Here is a 17717-nt window from a genome sequence, read left to right as displayed (position 1 = left end):
ACGTTCCCGGGTGCGACGCGAGGCGTCTTACCCGGGCTACTCTGGTACCAGCGCCCAGGCCCGGTAAGGCGAAGCCGCCACCGGGCAAAAAGGTAAGCACGAACTGGGGACGCAATGCCCGGCGGCGCTGCACTTGCGCGGGCCTACGGTCAGGCGTCCTCCCCGGTCATCGTTTGTAGCCCGGGTAAGGCGTTAGCCGCAACCCGGGAATTTCAGCCAATCAGACAATATCCTGCACGTACTGCCACAGCGCCTTCAGCTGCGCCAGCTTCTCTTTATCATCCGCATACTGTTGATACAGCATCTGCAGCTCATCGGCATAGGCTTGCAAAAACTCTGGCGTAAACACCTGACGACGGTGCTCTAACCAGCGCTGCTGCTCATGTTCATCGAGCGTGCCGGGGAAGTTGCGCGCCCGGTAGTTAAACAGCAGGCGTTCGATACGCTTATCGGCGAAGGTAATATCCAGCGCCGGCAGATTGCGCGGTTCGGTTTCCAGCACGATTTTCATCGCCGCGCGGTCGGCATCGCTAAAGAACCCATTGTACAGCTGGGCGTCGACGTTTTCGGACGGCACGAACGGCTCGGCTTCGGCATAGACCGCCACCACTTTCTCCCGCACCTGCGGATTCGCCCGCAGCAGCTGGGCGTTCTCCAGACAGCGCTGAATGGAGATCCCCAGCCGGTCGGCATCCTGCGGGCGCAGGGTATTGGCCTGGGCCAGTACCGGACATTTATTTAAATGCACCAGCTTAATCGGCGCCGCCGGCAGATCGCCAAGCTCGGCGCGCGGGGTGTAAAGCCGCTCGCGCAGGGCATCGGCATCCAGTTCCAGCAGCGGCGCCATATCGCCCGCCAGATCGACCATAATCACCGCATTGCGGTTTTCCGGATGCCAGGCCAGGGGCGCCACCAGGCTGGTGTTGCCGCGCGCGGCGCCAAACATGCCGGAGACATGCACCAGGGGCTTCATCTGCGGCACGTCGATAAGCGTCGCCAGCTTGCGCTTATTGCGGTGGCTGTAGAGATAATCAAACAGCCGCGGCTGCCGGGTTTTCACCAGCTTCGCCATGGCGATGGTGGCGTATACGTCGGCCATCGCGTCATGGGCGTTCTGGTGTTCAATACCGTTGGCGACGGTCAGATGTTCAAGCCGGAAGCTGGGCAACCCTTCGTCATTCTCTGGCCAGGCGATCCCTTCCGGGCGCAGGGCATAGCAGGCGCGCATCACGTCGAGCAGATCCCAGCGCGAGTTATCGTGCTGCCAGCTCCAGGCATAAGGGTCATAGAAGTTGCGATAGAAGATATTCCGCGTCACTTCGTCATCAAAGCGCACGTTGTTATAGCCGACGATACAGGTTTGCGGCACCGTGAACAGATCGTGGATGCGGCGGGCAAATGTGGCCTCATTATCCCCTTTGGCCAGCGCTTCCTGCGGCGTGATCCCGGTGATCATCACCGCCTGCGGCTGCGGCAGGTAATCGTCAGCGGGTTTGCAGTAAAACACTTCGGGCTCGCCGAGCACGTTCAGCTCCGCGTCGGTGCGGATGGCGGCGAACTGCGCCGGCCGGTCGAGGGAAGGGCTGGTGCCGAAGGTTTCATAATCGTGGAATAAAAATCCGGGCTGGTTGACGCTATCTTGCATAGTCTGTTCATTATCCGTGGTGGCGTGCGACCGGTATGGTAAACGATTTGCCCGGTCATCAGAAGGGTCGCGGCAAGCAACTTCCTCCGCTGTGTCATATTTTCTTGCAATTAAACCCTGATATGAAACGCGAAGTTCCGTAAAAAGGACGGCGGATCTGTAAATCTAGAGGATATGCCGTTGAAAGGCCGTTTGTTTATTGCTGTATCTTTGCTCGCTTCGAGCGTTTCCTGCGCATTTGCCGTCGACTTACCTGCTACGGTCGCGCCGCCTTCTATTCAGGCTGGCTCCTGGGTGCTGATGGATTACACCACCGGTCAGGTCCTGACCGCGGGTAACGAACATCAGCAGCGTAATCCTGCCAGTCTGACCAAACTGATGACCGGCTACGTGGTCGATCGCGCCATCGACAGCCATCGTATCACCTTTGACGATATCGTCACCGTGGGTAAAGACGCCTGGGCGAAGGGCAACCCGGTGTTCGACGGGTCATCGCTGATGTTCTTAAAGCCAGGGGATCGCGTCAGCGTCCGCGACCTCAGCCGCGGGCTGATTGTCGACTCCGGTAACGACGCCTGCGTCGCGCTGGCCGACTATGTCGCCGGCGGCCAGCCGCAGTTTGTCGCCCTGATGAATCAGTATGTCGAAAAACTGCACCTGCGGGACACCCATTTCGAAACCGTCCACGGCCTCGACGCTCCGGGCCAGCACAGTTCGGCCTATGACCTCGCGGTGCTGTCGCGGGCGATTATTCATGGCGAACCAGACGTCTACCACATGTACAGCCAGAAAAGCCTGACGTGGAACGGGATCACCCAGCAAAACCGTAACGGTCTGCTGTGGGATAAAACGATGAACGTCGATGGCCTGAAAACCGGCCACACCTCGGGGGCCGGGTTCAACCTGATCGCCTCGGCGGTGGATGGCCAGCGCCGGCTGATCGCCGTGGTGATGGGGGCGGACAGTCCGAAAGGCCGCGAGCAGCAGGCCGCTAAACTGCTGCACTGGGGGCAGCAGAACTTTGATACCGTGCAGGTGCTGCAGAAGGGGCAGAAGGTCGGCACCGAGCGTATCTGGTACGGCGATAAAGAGCAGATTAAGCTCGGCACCGATCAGGATTTCTGGTTAGCCCTGCCGAAGGCGGAAGTGTCGCGCATTAAAGCGAAATATGTGCTGGATAAGAAGGATCTTGAGGCGCCGATCGCCGCCAATCAGCGGGTTGGCGAGATTTCACTGTATGACGGCGACAAGGTGGTGGGGCACTATCCGCTGGTCACCCTCGAAAGCATCAATAAAGGCGGAGTGTTCTCGCGAATGAGCGATTACCTGCATCACGAGCTGTAACCACGCCAACCGCCTCTTTGCAGGCGGTTTTTTTTCGCCTGTCGCTCGTGCTGGCGGGGCGCCTGTTTTTACAGCGGTGTGGTGGCGACTCTGTGAATTCGCGCACATACTGAAGGGGGATCTCCTGTTAAATTAACTGTATATTCATACAGTGATTTATCTCCAAAGGAGGCAAGATGAACTACAGCATCACCACCCTCGGCAAGAAAACCATCGCCGGTTTCCATCTGGTCGGGCCCTGGGATCACACGGTCAAGCAGGGGTTTGAGCAACTGATGATGTGGGTTGAGAACCACCAGGTGCCCGCCCGCGAATGGGTGGCCGTCTACTACGATAACCCGGAGGAAGTGCCGGCGGAAAAACTGCGCTGCGCGACAGCGGTCACCGTGGATGAGGATTATGTCATTCCCGCCAACAGCGAAGGGGTGATCCTGGCGGCGATTGCCGGCGGGGATTACGCCTGCGCCCGCGCGCGGGTGGTGGATTACGACTTCGCCACCCCGTGGATGCAGTTTTTCGACAGCCTGCAGCAGAGCACGGCGTATCGCATCGCCCCCCAGCCCTGCTTTGAGGTCTATCTTAACGACGGCAACCACGACGGCTACTGGGATATCGACATGTATGTTCCCGTTGAGCGCGTCGCGTCGTAGCGGTTTACCCCTGTTCCGGACAAGGTTTTTTACATTCCCGGCATGCTCCGGGCGAAAAAGCAGTTACAATTGGCCTTTTCGTTTTGCCGGAGAGGGTTGTGCGCGCTGATAAATCACTCAAGCCATTTGAGATCCGCTTGTATCGCCATTATCGGGTGGTGCATGGTGTGCGGATTGCGCTGGCCTTTGTGCTCACTTTTTTGCTGGTGCGGCTGCTGAACGTGCCTGAGGGAACCTGGCCTCTCATCACTCTGGTGGTGGTGATGGGGCCGATCTCCTTCTGGGGTAACGTCGTGCCGCGGGCGTTTCAGCGTATCGGCGGCACGATCCTCGGTTCGGCGCTGGGGCTGGTGGCGCTGAAGCTTGAGCTCATCTCCCTGCCGCTGATGGTCCTCTGGTGCGCGGCGGCGATGTTCCTCTGCGGCTGGCTGGCGCTGGGCAAGAAACCCTATCAGGCGCTGCTGATCGGCATTACTCTGTCGGTGGTGGTCGGGGCGCCGCCCGGCGATATGCATACCGCGCTGTGGCGAAGCGGCGATGTGATCTTCGGCTCGCTGCTGGCGATGCTGTTTACCGGCATCTGGCCGCAGCGGGCGTTCATCCACTGGCGCATCCAGATGGCCAGCTATGTCACCAACTTTAACCGCCTCTACCAGGCCGGCTTCTCGCCAAATCTGGTGGATCGACCGCGGCTGGAAAAGCATCTCCAGCAGGCGCTGAACGACGTGGTTAAAATGCGCGGGCTGATCACCCCCGCCAGCAAAGAGACGCACATCCAGAAGGCGATCTTCGAGGCTATCCAGACCGTCAGCCGCAACCTCGTCTGCATGCTGGAGCTGCAGATCAACGCCTGGTGGGCAACGCGTCCGGGTCACTTCGTGATGCTCAATGCGCACACCCTGCGGGAGACGCAGCAGATGACCCAGCAGACGCTGTTGTCCATCGCCCACGCGCTGTACGAAGGGAACCCTCAGCCTGTGCGCGCCAACAATGAAAAGCTGACTGAGATCGTCCTCGAACTGCGCCAGCTGCTGAAAGAGCAGGGTGATGACGGCCTGGCGGAAACCCCGGTCCATGGCTATGTTTGGCTCTCAATCGAACTGGCGCGCCAGCTGGAGCTGCTCTCGCATCTGATCTGCCGCGCGTTGCGCAAATAAACACCAGATGCACCGGGTAACCACATGGGTTGTTTCGATTCAGCAGCGTTTAGGGTTATGATAAACGCAAAGGAAAAAACATTGTCATCAGCGGCTGCTAGCAGTTATGTTAGCCCTATAACGCAGTCGCTTTACGAATCCGAATCTCAATTATTAGGGGTGTAAAAATGGAAACAACTAAGCCTTCTTTCCAGGACGTACTGGAGTTTGTTCGTCTGTACCGTCGTAAGAACAAACTGCAGCGTGAAATTCAGGACGTTGAGAAAAAGATCCGTGATAACCAGAAGCGCGTTCTGCTGCTGGACAACCTCAGCGACTACATCAAACCGGGCATGAGCGTGGAAGCCATCCAGGGCATCATCGCCAGCATGAAGAGCGATTACGAAGATCGCGTTGATGATTACATCATCAAAAATGCCGAGCTGTCCAAAGAGCGCCGCGACATCTCGAAAAAACTGAAAGTGATGGGCGAAGCCAAAGTCGAAGGCTAAACCCTGCCGGTCCGGCGGCGGTCAGCGTCGCCGGGCTGTTCCGCGTTTCCCTCTCTTCCCTGCTTTTTTCTGCGAAAACTTTGTTCCGGCAACTGCCTCTCCTCACCGACACTTTGCTATACTGGCCCGCGAAAAACGTATTGATATCGGAAAGGTTTCTCTCATCCTGGCCGGGCATCTGACGCAGCGGCGTCAGGGCGATATCTCAACACCTCTCACCTCTCCGACGATCGATTCGCCAGAAGACAAATTCAGGTGCTGACCGGGCGCGACAGAACTCTTCCGCTGCTTTCGCCGACAGGAGTCAACCTCACGTGATTAAGTCATTCTTTGCTGCACTCTCGTTTATCAGCCGCCTGCCGGTCCCGGCGCGGTTATCTCAGGGCCTGGAGATCGAACAGTACCAGCGCAGTATCGTCACCTTTCCGCTGGTCGGTTTACTGCTCGGCGCCATCGCCGGCGCGGTGGCGCTCCTCCTGCAGCCGTGGTGCGGCGTCCCGCTGGCGGCGCTGTTCGGCGTGCTGGCGCTGGCGCTGCTCACCGGCGGATTCCACCTTGACGGGCTGGCTGATACCTGCGACGGCATTTTCTCCGCCCGCACCCGCGATCGGATGCTGGAGATCATGCGCGACAGCCGGCTGGGCACCCACGGCGGGCTGGCGCTGATCTTCGTGCTGGTGGCGAAAGTGCTGGTGATTGGCGAGCTGCTGCTGCGTGATATCCACCCCATCGCAGCCCTGGCGGCGGCCTGCGCCGTCGGTCGCGGGATGGCGGTGCTGCTGATGTATCGTCATCGCTATGCGCGGGAAAAGGGGCTGGGCAATCTGTTTATCGGCAAAATTAGCCTGCAGCAGACGCTGGTGACGATGGCGATGGCGATCGCGCTGGCCACCGCCCTGATGGGGCTGCAGGGGCTGCGCGCCGCGCTGATCACCCTGGTGCTGATCTGGGGTCTGGGATGGGCGCTGAAGCGAACCCTCGGCGGGCAGACCGGAGATACCCTCGGGGCGGCGATTGAGCTGGGCGAATTACTCTTTTTACTGGCGCTGCTGTAAGGCCTGACGCCAACGGTGAGGAACAGAATGGAAACATTTTCGGCGTTACTGGCTGCCATTCCGCAGCCCGATGTGGCGGGCATGGCGCGCGCTCAGCAGCATATAGATGGCCTGTTAAAGCCGCCCGGCAGTCTTGGCCGTCTGGAGACGCTGGCGGTACAGCTGGCCGGTCTGCCTGGCTTGCAGGGGCAGCTGGCGCTGGCGGAGAAAGCGATTGTGGTCATGTGCGCCGACCATGGCGTCTGGCATGAAGGCGTGACTCCTTCGCCGCAGGTGGTGACGGCCATTCATGCCGGCAATATGGTGCGGGGCAACACCGGCGTCTGCGTGCTGGCGGCGCAGGCCGGGGCCAGGGTGCAGGTAGTGGATGTCGGCATCGATGCCGACCCGCTGCCGGGCCTGATTAACCTCAAAGTGGCCCGCGGTAGCGAGAATATCGCCCGGACGGCGGCCATGAGCCGCCAGCAGGCGGAGACGGTGCTGCTGGCCAGCATGCATCTCACCCGCCAGCTCGCTGCCGACGGGGTGAAAGCCTTCGGCGTCGGCGAATTGGGAATGGCCAATACCACCCCGGCCGCAGCGACGATCAGTGTCCTGACGGGCAGCGACCCTGACGCGGTGGTGGGCTGTGGGGCCAATCTGCCGCTGGCGCAGCGGGGCCATAAGGTGGCGGTGGTGCGCCAGGCGATAGCCCATAATCAGCCGAACCCGGCGGACGGGCTGGATGTCCTGGCGAAGGTGGGGGGTTACGATCTGGTGGGCATGACCGGGGTGATCCTCGGGGCGGCCTCCTGTGGCCTGCCGGTGGTGCTGGATGGCTTCCTCTCCTATGCCTCTGCCCTGGCCGCCTGCCGCATGGCCCCGTCGGCGCACCCTTATCTTATTCCTTCACACCTGTCGGCGGAGAAAGGGGCGCAGATCGCCCTCGACGCGCTGGGTCTGCGGCCGTATCTCGATATGGACATGCGCCTGGGAGAGGGCAGCGGCGCCGCGCTGGCGATGCACCTGCTGGATGCCGCCAGCGTGATGTACAACCAGATGGGAACGCTGGCGCAGAGCAATATTGTGTTGCCCGATAGCGCGCCGTCGTCCTGATGGTAAAACGCATCGTCCCGCGATGGAGGCGATGCGCCGGGTTTACAGGGCCTGCTGCCAGACCGCCTGGGGCAGGAGATAAACCTTCGCCGGGGCGCGCATGCCGTCGGTGACAATATGGCGGATGCCGCTGGCCATCACCGCGAGGGTGACGTCAAAGGCATTCAGGCTGTCGCCGAAGCCAGCGGTCAGATTGAGCATCGAACCATTGGCCAGCAGATAGAGGGTTTTGTCGGCCATGCGGTAGGCGTTGATATACGGCATCACCTCTTCCTGGGGGTACTGGCGCAGGTAATCGCCGTCGATCTCTTCCGCCACGTGGCCGACGTTAAGGATAAATACTCCCGCTTTCGCGCGGTCCAGCGCCTGGCGATTAACCACGTTTTTACCGCCTGTCGCTGTGGCCACCACGTCCGCCGAGGCGATTGCCTCCTGGAGGTCCACCACGTGCCAGCCGTCGTAGGCCGCCTGCAGACGGCGGGCAGGATCGATCTCCGCCACCATCACCTGACCGCCAAAAGCTTTTGCCGCCGCCGCGACGCCCTGGCCGACCAGGCCGTAGCCGATCACCAGCACTTTTTTCTCATGCAGGGTGAGGTGAGTGGTCTGGAAGAAGGTGTGCCAGGCGGTGAGACCGACCATATGGCGGTTGTGCAGCCCCTCTTTGACCGGCAGATCGTCCCAGTTAAAGATCGGATAGCCTGGCTGAATATCCCCCAGCCGATTGACGCCCGAGCCGGTGGCTTCCAGACCCGCCACGATGTTCCCAAACTCGCCGCGCTGGTGGAGCAGGGTGGTGATATCGGCGCCCATCTCGCACAGGTGAGTGGGCTGCCAGGCAATCGCTTTTTCCCATGACTGTTGCCAGTCGGCATCGCTCATATTGCGCCACGCGCAGGCCTCGGCGCCGCGCTCCACCAGCCAGGCCACCACGTCGTCCTGCACGGTGGTGGGGTTACAGGTGGTTAAAAAGACCTGAGCGCCCTTGTCGAGGATCCCCTGCACCAGCGGGATCATTTTCATGTCGAGGTGCATACAGCAGGCCAGACGCACGCCGCTGAGGTCGGGCAGCGCGGCGACCTGACGCAGGGTACGCGGCATATTCTGGCTGGCCCATGCCACTTCTTTCGCTAAAGAGATTTTATTATTCACTGGGTTATGACCTTCAATTCGCAAAAGGGGTATCCCCCTGACCGAAAAGGGATTCTATCAGCCCCCGCGAGAATTCACAGCACAATGCCGTCGGACATCGCCGCCCGCGCTATCCCCTGCGAAAGACAGGGTTGTTAATTTAAGGTTAAAAAAAGAAAATAAAATATAAGTAATTCCTATGATTTGAGCGATGAAGCGATGTTGAGTGTTATTCCTGCGGGGATATTTTCACGGCTGCGGATTTTCCTTGGCCGCCTGAAGCCGCACGCGCTGCCGGTGGCCCGCCGGCATATCGTGCTGGGATCCATTGGCGCCGGCACCGGACTGGCGGTGACCAGCATGTTCAGCCACTGGCTGCTCGGCGAAGTCAATCTGTGGTTTATTGCCCCGATGGGGGCCTCGGCGGTACTCCTGTTTGGCGTACCGAGCAGCCCGCTGGCGCAGCCGTGGTCGATTGTCGGCGGCAACGTGCTGTCGGCGCTGATCGGCGTCACGGTGGGTATGCTGGTCCCCGATGCGGCGCTGGCCTGCGGTCTAGCGGCGGCTCTGGCCATCGCCGGGATGTATTTTCTGCGCTGTCTGCATCCCCCCGGCGGCGCGGTGGCCCTGACGGCGATCCTCGGCGGCGCCGGGGTGCACAGCGAAGGCTATCACTTTGTGCTGACCCCGGTGCTCCTCAACTCGCTGATGCTGGCGCTGCTGGCTATTGTGTTTAATAACCTGGTTGGCCGCCGTTATCCGCATCCGCTGGCGGCGGAGGAGGTCAAATCCAGGGCGGTGCCGCTGGGTATTTCGGTCACCCGGGAAGATATTCACGCCGCGCTGCTGGAAGGCCAGTTCCTCGACATTGATGAAGACGATGTCCAGGAGTTGCTGGAGAATATCGAGCAGCAGGCGCGGCAGCGTATCGCGACGGCAGCCCGCCGCTAAGGGCGTACTGCGGGCTGCGGGTTACAGATCGCCGGTAAGATACTGCGCGACCCCGCGGCCAAAGCTCCAGTCGCCTTTCTGGTTACTGATAATCGACACCATCAGGTCATCGCCGCTCAGGCCGCAGTGTTCCGCCAGCTCCTCCTGCAAAATGGCGAAGAAGCGCTGCTTCTGCGCCTCGCTGCGCGGGCTGGTATAGACCCGCACCACCACCAGATCCCGCGTGCGGGTCAGTCCGAGGCCGGTATCTTCAATCACCATATGGTGGGCTTTGTTTTCATGAACAATCTGGTAACGGTCGCGTTCTGGTACCTCGAAGGCGCGTAGCACGGCGCGATGGGCGGCATCCAGCAGGGTTTTGACCTCCTGTTCCGTACGGCCTTCAATCAGGTCAAATGTCAGTAATGGCATGCAGGTGCTCCTTATCGTTAGGGAATAATGATGGGCTCAACAAGATGCTAGCCGATGCCGCCGCCGGCAAAAACCGCTATAGTTGAATACATTGTTTTTACTGGTGAACAATCACATGAGCGAGAGTCGTCCGGAGAGTTACTGGCTCCATCTGTACTGGCTGACGGTGCTGGAAGAACAAAAAAGCTATACCCGGGCCGCGGAAAAGCTGGGGATCAGCAAGTCGGCTATCAGCCAGAAAATCAGCGAGCTGGAGCGGGTGACCGGTAAAACCCTCGTCCATCGCACCACCCGCAGCGTGAGCCTCAGCGACGACGGACTGCGGCTGGTGGCGGAGCTCAACGAGCCGTTTGGTCAGCTGCGGGATATTTTCACCGGCGCCTGCGATGAGGGCGGGCCGCTGCGGGGAACGCTGCGCCTGACCGCGCCGGTGGCCTTTTCCCGCCAGCAGCTGGTCCCGGCAATCGCGCCTTTTTTGCATCAGCATCCCCAGCTGCATCTGCAGCTTGAGGTCACCGACCGGCTGGTCTCTCTGGCCAGCGAAGGGTTCGATCTCGCCATCCGCCACTGTCGGCGCGAGGCGCTCCCGGATACCCATGTCGCCTGGCCGCTGTGTCACACCGCGACGCTTACCGTCGCGTCCGCCGACTATATTCGCCGCCATGGCCGCCCGGAAACCCCCGAAGATCTGCGCCACCACCAGTGCCTGACCTATCCCCGTGGGCCACAGCGCCCGCAGTGGACGTTCGCCTCCCGTCAGTCGCCCGATGCTCGGGTGACCATCAACGTGCAGGGGCCATTCGCCACCAATAACAGCGAGTCGCTACGTGATGCGGTGCTGGCGGGGCTTGGGGTGGCGCTGTTGCCGGATTTCAGCGCCCGGGAGGCCATTGGCCGCGGGCTGGTGCAGGAGCTGCTGCCGGCGTGGCAGCCGGTGGAAGTGTTTGCCGACCGGCTGTACGTCATCCGGCCCTATACTCCGCGCGTGTCGCGCGCGGTGGAAACCTTCAGCCGCTACCTGAAAGCGACCTTCAGCGAGACGCGTCCAGCTCCTGCGCCAGCGCCTCGCTAAAGCGGGGCAGCAGATGGCGCTCGCCGCGAAGCAGCTGCGCGAGAGTAACGGTCTTGTCAGCGCAATAGACCCGCTCGCTGCCGAGCTGCGCTTCGAAGGCGTTCGCCGCCTGATGCGCCGCGCTCAGATCGGCGTCAATAAGGATCACCGCATGGGCCAGCACCACGTGGCCGCGGCCTGCCGTCAGCGGCCGCCAGTACTGGGCGGTACCGACAATCTTGCGCGCCTCCGCGCCTTCTCCGCAGGCAAGATTATACCGTCCATCGCAAAAGGAACCGTTTACCGTCCGGGCGTGGCTGGCAACGCCGAAGCGCGCGAGGGTACGCTGCAGCACCGCGCACAGCGAATGATAGATCGGTTCGGCGGCTTCGCCGAGCGGCTGCTGCACCGGCCAGGCGAGGCTAAGGTTGATAATGCCCGGCCCCTGGGGCACCAGACCGCCGCCGGAGCGGCGAAGCCATACCGGCCAGCCGCGCGCGGCAAAATGCGCGCTGACCGCCGGCAGATCCGTAAACTGACGATAGCTCCCCGGCACCACCAATCCCTGCGGCGCCTGCCAGAGCTGGGCGACGGCCTCGCCGGCGCTGGCTTTGGCAAACAGCGGCTGTTCCGCCTGGGTGGGATCCTCGCAAAACTGCAGCGCCAGCGAAGAGGGGGAAAAACGGCGAGGCCAGCAGTCGGCCAGGGTTAACTGAGACATGCATTCTCCTTACCGGAGGGCGCGGGTTACGCCCTCCGCTGGTGGGTCAGTCGACGGGGTGCTTTTTCATCATCAGCGCGGTGAGCGCTGACAGCAGGCATCCTGCGGTCAGATAGAGGGCCACGCTGTGCCACGATCCGCCGGAGAAGGTGACCAGCGCCGCGGCAATAAACGGGGTAAAGCCGCCGCCGACCACGCTCGCCACCTGGTAGCCGACGCCGGCGCCGCTATAGCGATAGCTGGCGCCGAACAGCTCGGTAAACATCGGCTGCTGGACGCAGACCACCATATCATGGGCGATATTGGCCAGCATCAGGGCGAAGAACAGGATCCAGAAAACGGACTGACTCTCCAGCGCCATAAAGAACGGGAAACCGCTCAAAGTGCCGATCAGCGCCCCGGTGATATAGATCCGCCGACGGCCAAAGCGGTCTGCCAGCCAGGCGAAACAGGGGATAGTCAGGCAGCTAAGACCGCCCACCAGCAGGCCAATGTTGAGAAACAGCTCGCGCGGCAGGCCGAGGTTTTGCGTGGAGTAGTTAAGGGCGAAGGCGGTGACGATATACATCGTCAGCAGTTCACACAGCCGCAGGGCGATAATCAGTAAAAACGCTCCCGGATGGCGAAGCAGCGCTTCCACTACCGGTAGCCGCTTTTTCATCTGCGGCGCGTTGTCCTGGCTCTGCTGCGCTTCAAACTCCTGCGATTCCGCCATGCCGTTACGGATCCACAGCGCAATAAGGACCAGCACCACGCTGAACAGGAACGGTACGCGCCAGCCCCAGCTGAGGAACTGCTGGTCGCTGGTCAGGCTGCTAATCAGCGATACCAGCCCGGTAGAGAGCAGGAGGCCGACGCCGTAGCCCACCTGCACCCCGCTGCTGTAAAAGGCTTTTTTCCCCTGTGGGGCATTCTCCACCGAGAGCAGCGCCGCGCCGCCCCATTCGCCGCCGACGGCGAATCCCTGAACCGCTCGCAGGAACACCAGCAGCACCGGCGCCCACCAGCCGATCTGGTTGAACGAGGGGAGCAGGCCGATGCAGGCAGTGGCGATACCCATCATCCAGACGGTCATCATCAGCATCCGTTTCCGCCCGAGGCGATCGCCGAAGTGGCCAAAAATAATTCCGCCGAGCGGGCGAAAAAGAAACCCAACGCCGAAGGTGGCAAAGGCGGCAAGCGTTCCCATCGCCGGGCCGATTTGCGGGAAAAATTCGCGGTTGAACACCAGCGCGGCGGTAATGCCATAGAGAAGAAAATCGTACCAGTCGACCACCGCGCCGGCAAAACTACCCCAGGCCGCCCGCCGGGCCCGATGTAGTGAATCTGGCGCCTCGCCGGGCTGCACGCTTATTGTTGAATCCATACCCTGTCCTGTCAGTCACGTACTTCATTGTTATTGGAATGAGACGCTTTTACCGTTGCGTCTGCTCTGAGACTACCGCGCAGCGGCCGTGGAGGAAAGTAGTTTGCCTGCTAAGCGGGGAAGATGGCGCAAAAAAGAATCGATGGGAAAGGCGGGCGAAATCACACCCTGGACTTAACATTCTGGCAATTTGCCATCCAGCTTATACTTTTAATTAAATCAACGGATAACAAAGATGGACACCTTTTAAGAATCGACGTAAATGGTTTACACTTAACGTGTCTCCCTCTCTGGAATGGTGAGTAAAATGCGTCTACTTCTTGCAGTTTTATTTTGTTCTGTCATGTTGCCTTCTGCTTATGCTGAAAAACTGCCTGCGCCGACAGGAAAACCTGTACTGACCATTTCCGGAAAAATCGGAAATATGAATGTCGGCGACAAGGCCGTTTTTGATCTCGCAATGCTGGAAAAACTGGGGATGAAGACGGTAGAAACCACCACCCCCTGGTACACCGGCAAGGTTCGTTTTGACGGCATTCCCCTTAATAAACTCATGGATTTAGTCGGCGCGAAAGGCACATCGGCCCGCGTGCTGGCGCTGAACGACTACACCACCATTATCCCGATTGATGATTTTTATAAATTCCCGGTCATTATGGCGTTAAAAATGAACGGTCAATATATGCGCATTCGTGATAAAGGCCCGTTATTTATTGTCTACCCTTACGACAGCAGTGCTGAATTACAGAACCAGATCTATTATTCCCGATCGGCCTGGCAAGTTTCAAAGATGATTATAGAATAAGGGTTGGATCTTGAATCGAATACTCACGGCTATTATTTTGTCGTTATTTGTTGTCACCGGATATATTACTTATCTGGTGCATGAGCGACAAAGTGAGTTGCAAAAATTTACCCGCTATACGGACTCGTGGTCAATGTCGCAGATGGTATCGGAATATATGCGGCTGGAGTCTCGTCTGGCGGGAATGGCGATTGGGGCCGAAGGGGCGGACCACGATGAGGTGCGCCTGCGTCTTGAGATCATGATGAGCCAGATCGAGCTTCTGCAGGAGGGCGATCTGGGTAAATTTATCAATAAAAGCGAGCAGCGGAAGACGGTGGTTGCGACGCTGATTCGTAATCTTCATCTGCTCGATAAACAAGTTGATACCATGACGCCGGAGCAGGTCAGACAGATCCTGCCGGTGTTAAGCGAGCTGGATGGTCCGCTGACCTCAATGGCCGCCGCCACCCTGACGCAAGATATCAATATCGTTAATATCACCCATGATAAAATCCAGCATCTCTATTATATCTACTCGGTGATCTCCATTCTGCTGATCGCCATGTGTATAACTCTCGGTCTGCTGATGCTCCGACAGAATAATAATCTGCGTCGCGCCCATGTTCGTATGAAAACGCTGGCCAACGATCTGCAGGCCTCGAAAGAGAAGCTGCAGGTGCAGAACCGCCGGCTGCAGTACGATGCCTACCATGATTCGCTGACCGGTATGCCCAACCGTCTCTCTTTCTGGCAGCGGCTGCAGGAGATCGTCAACCAGGTGCGTCCGTATAAGGGATGCGCCGTGGTGATGCTTTTCGACCTCGACAGCTTTAAGGATGTGAACGATACCCTTGGCCATGATGCTGGCGATAAGCTGCTGCAGGATCTGGCCAGTCGCCTCTCTTTTTTCCGCAAAACCTCCGAGACGCTGTATCGCCTTGGCGGTGATGAGTTTGCGATGCTCTCCTACGATCTCACTGAGGAGATGGCCCTTGAGCGGGCCAATGTTATCCGGGAGAAGATCAGCCAGCCCTATCAGATCTACGATGCGCAGATTAATATCGACGCCTGCATTGGGATCGTGATCTCTGACGGTGAAAGTCGTACCGATTATCTGTACAAGTGCGCCGACCTCGCGCTGTATGAGGCGAAAAAAGAGGGTAGCGGCCATGTGCAAATCTTCCGGCCGGGGATGCTGCAGCGCCTGCAGGAGAACAAATCGTTTGAAGACGATCTGCTGCAGGCCCTGGCCCATGACGAATTCAAAGTCTACTATCAGCCGATCGCCGATACCGTCACGCGCGAAATCTACGGCTATGAAGCGCTGGTTCGCTGGTTCCATCCGGTGCGTGGCGCCGTGCCGCCGACGGTGTTTATTCCGGTGGCAGAGAAAATCGGTCTTATTAATGCCCTTGGCGAATGGGTGCTGAAAACCGCCTGTGCCGAAGCGGCCAGCTGGGCGACGCCGCTGAAGGTCTCGGTCAACGTTTCACCAATTCAGTTGATGAATACATCGCTGACCGACACCATTATCGAGGTGCTGCATCAGACCGGCCTCGATCCGCGACGTCTTGATCTGGAGATCACCGAGTCGGACGTATTCAATGAGAACACCCGTTCGCTGGAAATTCTCAGCCAGCTGCGCGAGCTGGGCATTCAGATCTCCATCGATGACTTTGGTACCGGCTATTCTTCCCTGTCCCGTTTAAGCTACTTCCCGTTCGATAAAATTAAAATCGACCGCTCGTTTGTCATCAATATTCCGGAACAAAAAGACGATCTGGATATCGTCCGCCTGATTATCAGCATGGGAAAGAGCCTGCATATGCGCATTGTGGCGGAAGGTGTAGAGACCGAAGAGCAGTTGGCTTCGCTGCAGGCGCTGGGCTGTGACCTGGTTCAGGGATATTTAATCGGCAAACCGAGTCCGCTGCGCTAACAAATTTTTAACGCGTTTATTTTTATTCTCCCGGGCGATTTCAGGATCCTGAAATCGCCTTTTTTATTTTCTCTTAGCGCTAATCCCTGCGAGGTATAAAAAGGAGTAGGCGTAAAATTCCACAACAAAATAATATCCTTAACGTTTAAAAGGGGTATATGATATGCATCATATAGGCTATTTCTGAACGTCGCGTTTGAGACGGTAAAGTGAGGCACAATCATGCAGCGAATCATTATTCCCACCCATTACGTTCACACCCGCAGCACGCCGCTGTGGACCAAAGAGACCGCCCCGGCCTCTATCTGGCGCCGCCATCTGGATGCCGGCACCCGGCAGGGCGTCTACCCTCGTCTCTCGGTGATGCAGGGGGCGATCCGCTATCTCGGCTATGCCGATGAAACCAGCCCCGAGCCCGTTGAAACCCTGACTATTGAAGCCGGCCAGTTTGGCGTCTTTCCGCCGGAGAAGTGGCACTGTATTGAGGCCCTCTCAGAGGACACGGTTTTTAATGTCGACTTTTATGTTGATCCAAAAATTCTCATCGAGGGATAACAAGAGATGACCAGTGAAAATAAAGGTTATACCTTAGCGCTAGAGAATGGCCGACTTCACCAGAAGCAGGAAAAAATATTTCTTAAACCAATGGTGTTGTATATTCCACAGCAGGCGGTGGAGGCCGTTAATGACCTGCTGAGCAAGTTGCCGGACGACAGGGAAGAGGGGGAGTTTCTGTTGACGGTCACCAATAATAATAACGGCGTCTCGGTTGATAAAACCTTTTCCTCGCTGGCGGCGCTGCGCGACCCACTCACCGCGGCTGATGCGGTGAAGGATCTGATCAATATCGTTCGCGGCTACGAGTCCGATGAAGAGACCAACGTCTGCGGCTGGTAAGCCCGCTATCCCGCAGTCGGATGGCCGCCGTCGCCCGACGCCATCTGGCTGAGCAGCCACTCCCGCAGAGCGATAATATCCGCCCGCTGCGCTACCGCTTCGGTAGTGACCAGGTAGTAGCGGGCGCCAGGCAATGCGTTGCTGAACGGCGCGGACAATACGCCGCGCTGCAGCAGATCCCGCGCCAGCAGTTCGCTGGCGATCACCACTCCCTGACCGGCCACCGCCGCCTGCAGGGCATGGGTCTCATCGCTAAAGGTTAACCCCGCATCAATATTCAGCGTCGGCGGTCCATAGCGCCGACGCCAGTTCTCCCAGCTAGGCGAATCAGCTGGCACGCGCCGGTTGGCAACGTGAAACAGCGTCACCCGCTGCAGATCTTCAGGCCGGCTGAGGCCCAGAGTCGGGCTGGCGACCACGATAAAGCGATCCTCATACAGCAGCGTGCAGTACAGGTCCGGCTCCGGCTTTTCACGATAGCGAATCGCGGCGTCTACCGTGCCCAGATGCAGATCCACTCGTTCGACGCTGGTGTGTAGCCGCAGGTCGATAGCCGGAAAGCGGGCGGTGAAATCCGCCAGCCGCGGCACCAGCCAGTGGGTGAGAAAATTGGAGGTGGTGGTGACGGTTAAGGATGGCGGCTGACGGGCATGAGCGATCTGGACGACGGCCTGTTCCAGGGCGCTAAAGGCGCGTTGGGTGGCGGCGTAAAGGATCTCGCCATCAGCGGTCAGACTGACGCCCTGCGCGCTGCGTTCGCAGACCCGGCACTCCAGCACCGACTCCAGCAGTTTAATCTGATGGCTGACCGCCGTCGCGCTGACGCCGAGCGCCTCGGCGGCCTGTTTAAAACTGCGGTGGCGGGCGACGGCATGAAAAGCGCGTAGCGCCCCCAGCGGCGGCAGACGGGGCGGTCTCATGGCTGAGTTTTTCTCATCTATGGCTGAAAACTATGCGTTTGTGTAAGGCAATATAGTGGCGATAGGCTACGGGCATGTAAAGACAATGACATGAATTAAATTCATG

At 59.1% G+C, this 17717-nt stretch carries 19 protein-coding genes; 12 read left to right on the top strand and 7 right to left on the bottom strand.

Going from position 1 to position 17717, the window contains the following annotated elements; translation table 11 throughout:
• Window positions 1–220: 220 nt before the first annotated feature.
• Window positions 221–1645, bottom strand: a complete 1425-nt coding sequence (sbcB, locus tag RRF55_RS15250; RefSeq protein WP_004189175.1) for an exodeoxyribonuclease I — start codon at window positions 1643–1645, stop codon at window positions 221–223.
• Window positions 1646–1825: 180 nt separating this feature from the next.
• Between sbcB and dacD the strand changes: the two genes are divergently transcribed.
• The 6 genes from dacD (at window position 1826) to cobT (ending at window position 7437) form a co-directional block, all read left to right on the top strand.
• A complete protein-coding gene (gene dacD / locus RRF55_RS15245; protein ID WP_004153104.1) occupies window positions 1826–2989 on the top strand; it encodes a serine-type D-Ala-D-Ala carboxypeptidase DacD in 1164 nt (387 codons plus the stop codon).
• Window positions 2990–3165: 176 nt separating this feature from the next.
• The gene (gene sbmC / locus RRF55_RS15240; RefSeq protein WP_002911889.1) at window positions 3166–3639 is read left to right on the top strand and encodes a DNA gyrase inhibitor SbmC; all 474 of its coding nucleotides are present in this window, start codon (window positions 3166–3168) and stop codon (window positions 3637–3639) included.
• Window positions 3640–3737: 98 nt separating this feature from the next.
• The gene (locus RRF55_RS15235) at window positions 3738–4796 is read left to right on the top strand and encodes an FUSC family protein (RefSeq protein WP_002911885.1); all 1059 of its coding nucleotides are present in this window, start codon (window positions 3738–3740) and stop codon (window positions 4794–4796) included.
• Window positions 4797–4963: 167 nt separating this feature from the next.
• Entirely contained in the window at window positions 4964–5287 is a 324-nt protein-coding gene (locus RRF55_RS15230) for a DUF496 family protein (RefSeq protein WP_002911883.1), read from the top strand.
• Window positions 5288–5601: 314 nt separating this feature from the next.
• Window positions 5602–6342, top strand: coding sequence for an adenosylcobinamide-GDP ribazoletransferase (cobS, locus tag RRF55_RS15225; protein ID WP_032415205.1), 741 nt, complete (start codon window positions 5602–5604; stop codon window positions 6340–6342).
• 27 nt (window positions 6343–6369) lie between these two features.
• Window positions 6370–7437, top strand: coding sequence for a nicotinate-nucleotide--dimethylbenzimidazole phosphoribosyltransferase (gene cobT / locus RRF55_RS15220; protein WP_048332909.1), 1068 nt, complete (start codon window positions 6370–6372; stop codon window positions 7435–7437).
• A gap of 42 nt (window positions 7438–7479) precedes the next feature.
• Here cobT and RRF55_RS15215 read toward each other — a convergent pair whose 3' ends face one another.
• On the bottom strand, window positions 7480–8589 hold the full coding sequence (locus tag RRF55_RS15215) for an adenosylhomocysteinase (RefSeq protein WP_040182625.1): 1110 nt from the start codon (window positions 8587–8589) through the stop codon (window positions 7480–7482).
• 198 nt (window positions 8590–8787) lie between these two features.
• Between RRF55_RS15215 and RRF55_RS15210 the strand changes: the two genes are divergently transcribed.
• Window positions 8788–9519 carry an HPP family protein gene (locus tag RRF55_RS15210; protein WP_002911879.1) on the top strand — a complete coding sequence of 244 codons (732 nt, stop codon included), beginning with the start codon at window positions 8788–8790 and terminating at the stop codon, window positions 9517–9519.
• 21 nt (window positions 9520–9540) lie between these two features.
• On the opposite strand, the gene RRF55_RS15205 is transcribed toward RRF55_RS15210, so the two are convergent.
• Window positions 9541–9930, bottom strand: a complete 390-nt coding sequence (locus RRF55_RS15205; RefSeq protein WP_004175282.1) for a tautomerase family protein — start codon at window positions 9928–9930, stop codon at window positions 9541–9543.
• 115 nt (window positions 9931–10045) lie between these two features.
• Between RRF55_RS15205 and RRF55_RS15200 the strand changes: the two genes are divergently transcribed.
• Window positions 10046–11002: a LysR family transcriptional regulator gene (locus RRF55_RS15200; RefSeq protein WP_002911877.1), complete on the top strand. Its 957-nt coding sequence runs from the start codon at window positions 10046–10048 to the stop codon at window positions 11000–11002.
• Here the strand turns inward: RRF55_RS15200 and RRF55_RS15195 are convergent.
• Together RRF55_RS15195 and shiA are read right to left on the bottom strand one after the other, a co-directional pair.
• Window positions 10962–11702 carry a lipoyl protein ligase domain-containing protein gene (locus tag RRF55_RS15195; protein ID WP_087830697.1) on the bottom strand — a complete coding sequence of 247 codons (741 nt, stop codon included), beginning with the start codon at window positions 11700–11702 and terminating at the stop codon, window positions 10962–10964. The two genes, RRF55_RS15200 and RRF55_RS15195, sit on opposite strands and share 41 nt — an antisense overlap.
• Before the next feature lie 46 nt (window positions 11703–11748).
• Window positions 11749–13068, bottom strand: a complete 1320-nt coding sequence (shiA, locus tag RRF55_RS15190) for a shikimate transporter (RefSeq protein WP_015958679.1) — start codon at window positions 13066–13068, stop codon at window positions 11749–11751.
• A gap of 307 nt (window positions 13069–13375) precedes the next feature.
• Between shiA and RRF55_RS15185 the strand changes: the two genes are divergently transcribed.
• Together RRF55_RS15185 and RRF55_RS15180 are read left to right on the top strand one after the other, a co-directional pair.
• Window positions 13376–13873, top strand: a complete 498-nt coding sequence (locus tag RRF55_RS15185; RefSeq protein ID WP_017879892.1) for a molybdopterin-dependent oxidoreductase — start codon at window positions 13376–13378, stop codon at window positions 13871–13873.
• 10 nt (window positions 13874–13883) lie between these two features.
• Window positions 13884–15794, top strand: a complete 1911-nt coding sequence (locus tag RRF55_RS15180; RefSeq protein ID WP_004198819.1) for a putative bifunctional diguanylate cyclase/phosphodiesterase — start codon at window positions 13884–13886, stop codon at window positions 15792–15794.
• On the opposite strand, the gene RRF55_RS15175 is transcribed toward RRF55_RS15180, so the two are convergent.
• Window positions 15791–15919, bottom strand: coding sequence for a hypothetical protein (locus tag RRF55_RS15175; RefSeq protein ID WP_004144110.1), 129 nt, complete (start codon window positions 15917–15919; stop codon window positions 15791–15793). The genes RRF55_RS15180 and RRF55_RS15175 overlap by 4 nt on opposite strands.
• A gap of 97 nt (window positions 15920–16016) precedes the next feature.
• Between RRF55_RS15175 and RRF55_RS15170 the strand changes: the two genes are divergently transcribed.
• Together RRF55_RS15170 and RRF55_RS15165 are read left to right on the top strand one after the other, a co-directional pair.
• Complete coding sequence (locus RRF55_RS15170; protein WP_002911866.1) at window positions 16017–16349, top strand: DUF1971 domain-containing protein; 333 nt, start codon at window positions 16017–16019, stop codon at window positions 16347–16349.
• 6 nt (window positions 16350–16355) lie between these two features.
• Entirely contained in the window at window positions 16356–16691 is a 336-nt protein-coding gene (locus RRF55_RS15165; RefSeq protein WP_002911862.1) for a DUF1869 domain-containing protein, read from the top strand.
• 5 nt (window positions 16692–16696) lie between these two features.
• Here RRF55_RS15165 and RRF55_RS15160 read toward each other — a convergent pair whose 3' ends face one another.
• Complete coding sequence (locus RRF55_RS15160) at window positions 16697–17611, bottom strand: LysR substrate-binding domain-containing protein (RefSeq protein ID WP_022631348.1); 915 nt, start codon at window positions 17609–17611, stop codon at window positions 16697–16699.
• Between the last annotated feature and the right edge of the window lie 106 nt (window positions 17612–17717).

The sequence above is a fragment of the Klebsiella sp. K47 genome (genome assembly GCF_051858335.1).
Taxonomy (GTDB): Bacteria; Pseudomonadota; Gammaproteobacteria; order Enterobacterales; family Enterobacteriaceae; genus Klebsiella; species Klebsiella pneumoniae.
This window is presented reverse-complemented; position numbering and strand designations above follow the sequence as displayed.